General features: G+C 47.6%; 6 protein-coding genes. All 6 read right to left on the bottom strand.

Going from position 1 to position 6,198, the window contains the following annotated elements:
- Positions 1-42: 42 nt before the first annotated feature.
- Positions 43-834 (bottom strand): TIGR04290 family methyltransferase, encoded by a 792-nt coding sequence (locus GX089_10455; protein ID NLP02906.1) that lies wholly within the window; start codon positions 832-834, stop codon positions 43-45.
- A gap of 16 nt (positions 835-850) precedes the next feature.
- Positions 851-2,578, bottom strand: coding sequence for a hypothetical protein (locus GX089_10450; GenBank protein ID NLP02905.1), 1,728 nt, complete (start codon positions 2,576-2,578; stop codon positions 851-853).
- Entirely contained in the window at positions 2,575-3,186 is a 612-nt protein-coding gene (locus tag GX089_10445) for a phosphoglycerate mutase (protein NLP02904.1), read from the bottom strand. Before GX089_10445 ends, GX089_10450 begins: the two co-directional genes overlap by 4 nt.
- 90 nt (positions 3,187-3,276) lie before the next feature.
- On the bottom strand, positions 3,277-4,278 hold the full coding sequence (locus GX089_10440) for a GNAT family N-acetyltransferase (GenBank protein ID NLP02903.1): 1,002 nt from the start codon (positions 4,276-4,278) through the stop codon (positions 3,277-3,279).
- A complete protein-coding gene (locus GX089_10435; protein ID NLP02902.1) occupies positions 4,275-5,369 on the bottom strand; it encodes a glycosyltransferase family 4 protein in 1,095 nt (364 codons plus the stop codon). The genes GX089_10440 and GX089_10435 overlap by 4 nt, the downstream gene beginning before the upstream one ends.
- Positions 5,370-5,371: 2 nt before the next feature.
- The gene (locus GX089_10430; GenBank protein ID NLP02901.1) at positions 5,372-6,187 is read right to left on the bottom strand and encodes a PIG-L family deacetylase; all 816 of its coding nucleotides are present in this window, start codon (positions 6,185-6,187) and stop codon (positions 5,372-5,374) included.
- Positions 6,188-6,198 lie beyond the last annotated feature (11 nt).

The raw sequence follows: 6,198 nt of genomic DNA, 5'->3' as shown, positions 1-6,198 counted from the left end.
CTTATTTGTCTTTCAGGGCTTTTTTATCCTTCACAGAAGTTATTATTTTCTCTCCTCTTTTTTAAAGCTTCCAATCCTCCCCAGACCGGTAGCCGCCAGATACTCCTTCTCCCTCATGTCTTCACTGTCCATCTCAGTTTCTTCCTTTTCGCAGATGTATACTTCATGCGATGGACGCTCGATCACCCTGAAACCTGTCGCACGCAACATCGCCATCACCGCACAGTGATTAGGAGCCCACCAGTTGGTCGGATCATCAGCAAGACTGTGTTCAATAAACGCCATCCTCGGCCACCCCTCCTGATTCATCACCTCTCTTTCGAAAAGCTCGATATTCTTCCTCTCAAGATAAGTCTCTGTTCCCGGAAGAGTCAGTGTCTGAAATACCATCATCTTCGATGTTATCCTCGAGACGATATCAAGGGAGAGAAACGGATAGCGCAGATGGTAAAAAACACCCATGTACCACACCAGATCATATTTCTCATCCGTACCAGCCAGGTCATATACCTGCATGTTTTTAAATTCAATTATGTTCTGAAGTCCATACTGGGATGCCGCCCACGATGCCTGGTCAAGATAGTGCTGGTCTATATCAATTCCCCTCACAATTGCACCCATCTTCGCCAGCTCAAAGCTGTAAAACCCGGCATTGCATCCTATGTCAAGTACTTTCCACCCGCTTATATCCGGAAGAAACGGTGAGATCTCCTTCCATTTATAGGATGGAAAATCCCCCAGCGGATGATCCGGTGCAGTCATGCTCCCATCCGGCAGGTGCAGATTGTGAAACCAGGGACTGAGCTCCTCTATCTGCTCTGTCAATCTGCCCATAAACACACTCTCCAGGTTAATAGTTCAGAAGCATCTCCTGTAACCGTTCCTTATACCTGTTTTTCAACTTCTCAAACCTGCCGCAATCATCACTGCCTCTGAGAGAATCCACTGCCAGAGATACATACCCCAGATGGAACGCCAGATATGCTACAGTAAAGAATGGAAGTCTTTTTCGCAATAATGTATCACCTGTTTTCCCCATATACATCTCTGTAAAGACATCCCTTTGCTGCCTCGACAACCCAAACTCCTCACAGAAACCTGCAATATCCCAGGCAATATTCTGGCTGCCATGGAAAAACTGGTCGCTATGATGTTCCAGATGGTCGGTCTTGAAAATTCCTTTATCTGTCAATATCCACTCATGAGGCATCATCCTGCCGTCAATCTCCACCGGTTCCATCCCGTAATACTCAACCGCTGCATCGCAGGCACTCTCAACACGTTTACACCACTCCACCCCGATTCCTTCCCTCACATTTTCAAGAATCATCTCCTGCATCTCGTCAAGAGTGACTGTCAGCGATGATGGAAAATGATTTCTTATAAATGCACAGTATGATGCAGCTCTTTCAAGAAACTTGTCATTTACATCATCCGGACGTACCGGCCTGCCATCCAGATACTCCATCACCACAAACCCATCGGAGATCTTTTCCACAGCAGGACAAAACCCATTCCCGGTAAACTTTTCTGCCCTTTCCGCCAGATCAATCCCGTATCTCCCCAGCCCCGCAAATTTAGCCAGAAAGTAAGTATTATCCCCACGAAGGAGATATTTTCTCCTTTCATGATGATGATGAACTCCGGGGTAATCCTTTTCTGATGAATAGTGCAGATACCTCCACATTCCGGCAGAGAGATCTCTTTCTATCTTCATGCCAAAACTGCTCTGAAGCCTGCCACTCTCCACCCATAACTGATCAAAACTTCCTACAAATTTCCTGTATCTGGGCCACAGCTCACGTGCATTTCTGTTTATAAACCGGTTACTGTCAGGAATCCAGCTCGGAAAAATTACTGTTCTCTCCTCTGTTAAACCAATTCCCCTGAGCATTTCAAGAGTTCCGCCCAGTGATGACCCGCTGAGCCCCGGCCCCTCATCCACAACAGCTATAAAACTGTTCTTACAGCCGGAGATATACTCCTCTGTTTCTTTGTCAATCTGAGCGCTCCTCGAAAAGGGATGTCCCCTTGGACGGAGAGTGAATGATTTTACACTGCATCCCATCAGCTCCAACTGGGCACTCACCAGAGAAGAGAGCGATGTGCCTATGCTACGTAAACCTATTACCAGAACCGATTCAGTCGAGATTCTACCCCTGAACCGGCAAGCAGCCTCAATATAAGCCTCAGGATACAAGCTGTAATAAGCAAATCCCTCAGGAACACTCAGCAGAATACTCCTTATTTCCCATGATTCGATCTCAGAAAGCATCTCTTCTGCTTTGTCTATTTCACCTCGATCTAATTTCTGTCTCTCCCACAACCTGCACACCACCCGGCCCGCTATTAACGAGAGTTTCCGCAGCATTTCGGTTCTGGCTGAAAAGATACTGTCCCTGTCCGGAAACAGGAAATCGGTTATACCTGTCTCAAGTTCGCCGCACTCTATCAGTAAAGAGATGACATCCTGATAGTCAGGATAAAGCTGACCCCTGATCCTTCCAATAATTTTCCTGATCCTTGAGCTACACTCCTTTACAGGAACAGGTTGCCGGTAATTGCGGTAAACAATCATACCAGCCCTTTTTCATTCAATGTACCTGTGTGGTTGAGACACTTTAAACTCGCGCCGTAATCATCCAGAGTAATTACACTGACCGAAGAGGTATGGATCTCGAAACGGGTTTTGAAATCCACAGGCAGCCCCAGGTAGTGAGTAATAACAGCACGGATAGGGTCACCATGACTGACTATGGCCACAACCTCCTTCCCCTCCCTGCGCTTCTCCTCCATAAACCGGCTCATCCGGGATAAAACCTCGACAATCATCTCCCCTCCGGGTATCCTTGTGACACTCCTGTATCTGTTAAAAGATATCCACACAGGATCTTTCTCAAGTTCCCTGAAACTCTTCCCTGTCCACTCACCACAGTCAACCTCATTTACCGCATCGCTGATTTTTATCTCCAGCCCCCTCCCCTCAGCAATAACAGATGCTGTTTCCACAGACCTCTCCAGAGGACTTGAAACTATCTCATCCAGATGAATCCTTCTTATCCTGCCCGCAAGTGATCTCACCTCCCGTATTCCCTCATCGTCAAGACGAATTCCAGGGGACCTTCCGGCAAGATAATTGCCGACATGAGGACAATGGCCATGACGAATCAATAAGAAAGTCACCACTGATTAACCTGATTATCCTGATTAAAGATGATTAAGATTGTTAAGACGATGCCGATACCGATTCCGACCCCGATAAGGACACTGGATAATCTATACTTTCCTTTTTCTGATTACGATTCTGTAATTATGCTTCTCCTTTGGTCCCCAGTAGTATTTGTACGCTTCCCCTCCGCGCATGAAATCAAATATCTTTGCTCCTCTGCCGAGTGAATCTTTTATAACATGAAAAAGCGCAAGTGCTCCAGGGCTGAAATCACTGAAAGATGGATCAAATCCTCCCAGATATGCATAAGCCCGATCTCCTGTGGAAAGCACATAATATCCTGCAATCGCCTTATCCCTGAATCTTAACAGGTAAAGCCGCAGCAGACCACTCTCCAGAAGCCCCGGCGCAGATTCGATATAGAATCTCTTCAGCATCTCACCATCAAGTACCCCATGCTGGTGTTTGCTTGCCCATCTCGCTTCGTGAAGCCTGAACAGTTCAGAAAGGAAAAGGTTCAATTGACCCTTTTCCGCAATCTCGATACGAAACCCGCCGGATCTGGAAAGTTCCCTGGAAACTGCACGGATATTCTTCCGGAGCTTCTTTGGGAAACAGTACTCAAACATCCCGGGACTCACAGGCAGCTCCAGATACGGACACACGTTCCATTTCCCCTTATCCACAAGGAACTCCCTGGAAAAATCAAGCAACAGAAGCGCACTGCCCTCCGGGATATCCTGCAGATCACACTCATCCCACTGATCCGAAATTTCAGCCAGGTACTCAGAGAATATCATCGCAAATCGCTTCTCATTACCGCAGGAAGCCATGATATTGAGATAATCACTTATTCCGGTTCCTGTGAAACACGCCCTGCGTATCCCGTTTTCTGCCCTGTAAATAAAAACCGGAGCCAGCCCGGCCAGGACACCACTATCGTAAAAGGCAGCCATCTTAAAAGTGCTTCCCCCGAAATTCCTCCACCAGGGGATTATCCATTCAGGATGCTGAAAGGGAGTGGAATCCTTGCATGCCGCAAATAACTCTGTCCACTCCCCTCTAAAACCTTCCAGTTTGTCTTCACCTATCTCTACAATTCTGCTCATGCGCAATCCCTTAACTGATTGTTGTCATCAACAGAATGCCCGTAAAGACTGTTCCTGCCGCTTCCGATCAGCATTTTGTAAATGTCAAAATAGCGGCTGATCATTCGTTCAACATTGTATTTCTTCTTTGCAATTTCATAACACTTTACAGGATCTATCTTATCAGCCCTCCTTATCGCCTCCGCCATCTCCTCCTCACTATCCACCAGAAACCCATTTACTCCATCCTGGACAATATCCGTCAGGGCACCGTTTCTGAAAGCGATCACAGGAGCCCCCAGAGAAAGTGCCTCCATTGCCACAAGAGAACTTGTTTCGTTTACAAGCGATGGCACAAGCAGACATCCTGCGACACCAAGTAATCTCTTTTTCTCCTCAGGACCCACACTGCCGATGTACCTGTACCGGAAACCATCAAGCCTTGGCTCTATTTCGGTACGAAAATAATCCCTGTGCTCCGCATAAGGGAAAACCGTTCCCGCAAGCAGAAGAGGCACATTGGCCTTTCTGGCAGCATCTATAGCAATATGATAACCCTTCTCCGGACAGATCCTTCCCAGAACTACAGCAAACTTCCCGCGCCTGCGCCTGGGTGGAAAATCCTGCACCGGAATACCATTTTCCACAGATTCCAGAAGCCCCCTGCTGAAAAAGGCGCTTTTTTGCTGGCTCTGCGAGACACAGTTGAAATAAAGCCCCTCCCTCCCATCAAATGAACCCTTTTTATACCAGTCAAGCGGCAGATGAAGAGTCACCAGCATAGGTATACCGGTTGAAGGAAGGTACTCTATAAAGTCGAGTCCATGAAAATGTACCAGATCTATGTTTTCCGATACAATTGTCTTCTCCAGTATTTCCCTGTACTTCCTGTACTCCTCTACGCACTTTTTTCTGTCAATTATTCCATCATGAGAGATCCCCTCCACAAGCTTCCCTCTTACCTGTGACCCCTTAGAGGCAAGCACAAATGATCTGTGCCCATTATTGACAATAGCGGAATCGAGCGCAAGAAGAACCTGCTCGGCTCCCCCCGCTACAGAGCTGCTTAATGCAGAGAAAGGATATGCCACATTCAGAATACTGTATTTCATTACTATTTAGCAAACAGGCTTGATGCCTCCTGTGCAAGCTCGAGCCATTTCCGACAGCTCATCCCCCAGTCAAAAAACTCATAATAGAGCACCCCCTCATGAGGAGCTTTCCTGAAATCGTAGTCAGGCGCGAAACGGAAACGCTCCTCTCCTACCTGAAAAGCAGCCAGAGTACGCCTCTGAGAACGGAAACACTCCATCATCCCCCTTTTAAGATCACTCTCCACCTCACTGAGCTTTACTCTCCAGACATTGTGCCCGGGAAACGGGATAAAATCCCCTGCAACAATTTCACATCCACCATTTCCATGATAACTTGCAAACTCGATTATCCGGGGTGCAACTACCCCCTTTTTCTCCAGTAGAGAGCAGGCCGATTTCACGGAAAACGCAGTGGCATCATGGTCAGGATGTCCACCCTCGAAAGCATGTGTCAACACAACTTCCGGCCTCCACTCCTCCAGTATATCCGCAACTCTCCAGGAGAGCCCCGCCATGTTATATGAAACCTCCTGATCGATCATTCCTATCCTGCTGCAATCATGAGGGCCAAACCCTGCATACTTCAATGCCAGTAACAACTCCTCCCGCCTCACCCTGGCATAAGCCTCCCTCGATGCACATCCTGCACCGAAAGCATCAGTACAGCTACGCGGTGACCCATCTGTTACATGAAAAATATGCGCCCCCCTCATGTATCTCAGTATTCCACCCGCCCCTATCACCTCATCATCGGGATGAGCGACGAAAAGCAGGATTCTTGGAACCCCGGAGCCTTTCTCACTTAGACTCGACAGAAAATCAACAGCGGAACTCATTTCCCCGCCTA

This window comes from Fibrobacter sp., from assembly GCA_012523595.1.
Classification (GTDB): Bacteria; Fibrobacterota; Chitinivibrionia; order Chitinivibrionales; family Chitinispirillaceae; genus JAAYIG01.
The sequence above is the reverse complement of the archived record's forward strand: the minus strand, read 5'-3'. Positions and strand labels throughout refer to the sequence as shown.

What these genes read in the sequence shown, in the direction of transcription:
- GX089_10455 (NLP02906.1), bottom strand. Translation starts at nt 834, where the DNA reads ATGGGCAGATTGACAGAGCAGATAGAGGAGCTCAGTCCCTGGTTTCAC.
- GX089_10450 (NLP02905.1), bottom strand. Translation starts at nt 2,578, where the DNA reads ATGATTGTTTACCGCAATTACCGGCAACCTGTTCCTGTAAAGGAGTGT.
- GX089_10440 (NLP02903.1), bottom strand. Translation starts at nt 4,278, where the DNA reads ATGAGCAGAATTGTAGAGATAGGTGAAGACAAACTGGAAGGTTTTAGA.
- GX089_10435 (NLP02902.1), bottom strand. Translation starts at nt 5,369, where the DNA reads ATGAAATACAGTATTCTGAATGTGGCATATCCTTTCTCTGCATTAAGC.
- GX089_10430 (NLP02901.1), bottom strand. Translation starts at nt 6,187, where the DNA reads ATGAGTTCCGCTGTTGATTTTCTGTCGAGTCTAAGTGAGAAAGGCTCC.